This window comes from Baaleninema simplex PCC 7105 (assembly GCF_000332355.1).
Taxonomy (GTDB): domain Bacteria; phylum Cyanobacteriota; class Cyanobacteriia; order Cyanobacteriales; family Geitlerinemataceae; genus Baaleninema; species Baaleninema simplex.
In genome coordinates this window covers 3,974,332-3,977,186 of the sequence record NZ_KB235958.1, presented here as the reverse complement: position 1 = coordinate 3,977,186, position 2,855 = coordinate 3,974,332, and the positions used below count along the sequence as shown (strand labels likewise).

The 2,855-nt window shown below is 43.9% G+C and carries 1 pseudogene and 1 CRISPR repeat array; the pseudogene reads right to left on the bottom strand.

Going from position 1 to position 2,855, the window contains the following annotated elements:
• Positions 1–120: 120 nt before the first annotated feature.
• Positions 121–2,527: a CRISPR direct-repeat array (repeat unit 37 nt; unit sequence GTTGAAACCCAATAAAATCCCTTCAAGGGATTGAAAC).
• 128 nt (positions 2,528–2,655) lie between these two features.
• A pseudogene (locus GEI7105_RS37635) lies at positions 2,656–2,855 on the bottom strand (hypothetical protein); the annotation flags it as partial.

The following is a 2,855-nucleotide window of genomic DNA, read 5'->3' as shown; positions in this document are numbered from 1 at the left end:
AATGCGCTTTCTGTCTTGCTTTACTTAATAAATTTTTCTTATCACCTTGTTTTGCGAAGACCCAAAATCCCTTCAAGGGATTGAAACCGGTAACTGATTTTCGTACAGTATCTCATGACTGTTGAAACCCAATAAAATCCCTTCAAGGGATTGAAACTGAATCTAGATAAACTCCGCTAGAAGGAATCCGATGTTGAAACCCAATAAAATCCCTTCAAGGGATTGAAACTTCAAGCTCTACGGTGGTATCAGGAAGACCACCAGTTGAAACCCAATAAAATCCCTTCAAGGGATTGAAACTATTACAACGCTCGATAGAACCTCCCACGTCCAGTTGAAACCCAATAAAATCCCTTCAAGGGATTGAAACGCGATTGTTGACGGTATTCCCACCCCCACATACAGTTGAAACCCAATAAAATCCCTTCAAGGGATTGAAACAATTGCCTGGTTGGATAATCAGGAGAAGTTCGAGGAACTGGGGCCGTTGAAACCCAATAAAATCCCTTCAAGGGATTGAAACCCACCCTCCTTCAACCCCAATCGACTGACACATTCAGTTGAAACCCAATAAAATCCCTTGAAGGGATTGAAACGAGGCAACCCGATATCAACCCGATACGCCTGCAAACGTTGAAACCCAATAAAATCCCTTCAAGGGATTGAAACGGGTTGAAATGGAGCATTCACCCACTGTCCTGGCTCGAGTTGAAACCCAATAAAATCCCTTCAAGGGATTGAAACATCAGATGCCCCCCGCTCTTGGCAGAAATCTTGCAGCGTTGAAACCCAATAAAATCCCTTCAAGGGATTGAAACGCTGTTGACGAAAATACCCAAGGATTTCACCGTCGTCCAAGTTGAAACCCAATAAAATCCCTTCAAGGGATTGAAACGGAATCGATCCTCGTCAAGCGACAAGGGAAAGCATCGCTGTTGTTGAAACCCAATAAAATCCCTTCAAGGGATTGAAACTTGACGATTTCTCGCCAGGGTTCCTACTCCCTTTCCCGTTGAAACCCAATAAAATCCCTTCAAGGGATTGAAACACCGCACTCACTGACATCGCAACCGCTTTTTCCAGTTGAAACCCAATAAAATCCCTTCAAGGGATTGAAACTAGCGCGGCACATTCTTGGGGGGGGGACTCTTCCCGTTGAAACCCAATAAAATCCCTTCAAGGGATTGAAACATCGATTAATTCATCTAGCCACTTTCTGGCTGCGGTTGAAACCCAATAAAATCCCTTCAAGGGATTGAAACTCAATAATAACTCACGTGAGTTTATTTATCAATATGTTGAAACCCAATAAAATCCCTTCAAGGGATTGAAACGATTAACTCTTCCTGAGCAAAGACGGTGAGCTTGCCGTGGGTTGAAACCCAATAAAATCCCTTCAAGGGATTGAAACGCATTAAGAGAGCTTCCAGTAGGGTCAAAAGTAGGTTGAAACCCAATAAAATCCCTTCAAGGGATTGAAACCTGCCCGATTTTCTTGGTGGGATAAGATTGTAGATGAAGGTTGAAACCCAATAAAATCCCTTCAAGGGATTGAAACCGATTACCATCGCGGCGTAGTTCGGATCGGTGGCGGTTGAAACCCAATAAAATCCCTTTGAGGGATTGAAACTGTCGTGGGTTTTGTAGGCTCTACGGGGGTAATTTTGTTGAAACCCAATAAAATCCCTTTGAGGGATTGAAACGAGTTGTTGAGCAATCCTTCAACGCCGTGGCGTTCAGGTTGAAACCCAATAAAATCCCTTTGAGGGATTGAAACGTGAAGCTCGATCCGGACAGAAACGCGGGGACGTTGGCTCAAGTTGAAACCCAATAAAATCCCTTTGAGGGATTGAAACGAGTTGTTGAGCAATCCTTCAACGCCGTGGCGTTCAGGTTGAAACCCAATAAAATCCCTTTGAGGGATTGAAACACGCGGCGACCGATTAAATGGTTGTAGACCTCGGGTTGAAACCCAATAAAATCCCTTTGAGGGATTGAAACCGATCCACCAATTGGCATCTGGTGTCTGAAGTAAATCGTTGAAACCCAATAAAATCCCTTTGAGGGATTGAAACCTTCAAAAAATCGTTCGTCCACGGGTTCACTGACCCCAAGGCAAGAGTTGAAACCCAATAAAATCCCTTTGAGGGATTGAAACAGAGTACGCCTTCTCAGCTTGCTGATAAGCCTTGGCCAGAGTTGAAACCCAATAAAATCCCTTCAAGGGATTGAAACTGAATCGAAGCGTATCCATTGAGAATTCTCAACGACTGTTGAAACCCAATAAAATCCCTTCAAGGGATTGAAACCAGTGGTGGCTCACTGGACGATTTCATTTTGCCTCGGTTGAAACCCAATAAAATCCCTTCAAGGGATTGAAACAAATGTCACACAGTTTTTGACGACCCCGAAATCCTGTTGAAACCCAATAAAATCCCTTTGAGGGATTGAAACCAGGAGTTCTCGCACCGTGTCGTCGTAGTCGGCGATGTTGAAACCCAATAAAATCCCTTCAAGGGATTGAAACGCAACAATCGCGTCGTTTACCGTGTCGATAACGGTTGAAACCCAATAAAATCCCTGGGTACATCTCAAAAATGTAAATTCATCGAATTGGGCGCGGGAGCATCTATTTTAAGTAATGAGTAAAAATACTTAAGCCAACTCGCGATTGAGATAAGCACAGCGTAAACGCAACATGGGATTGACATTCTCTCGATTCCACTGCGCTCCGGAAATCTTCATTCTCAAACCAATGCGTTTAATAGTCGATTCAACTTCCCCCGAACCAATGACCTGGCCGTTTTCCTGGCGTTGGGCATAATTCGGTAAGCGATGAGAATGGCGCTCTATAT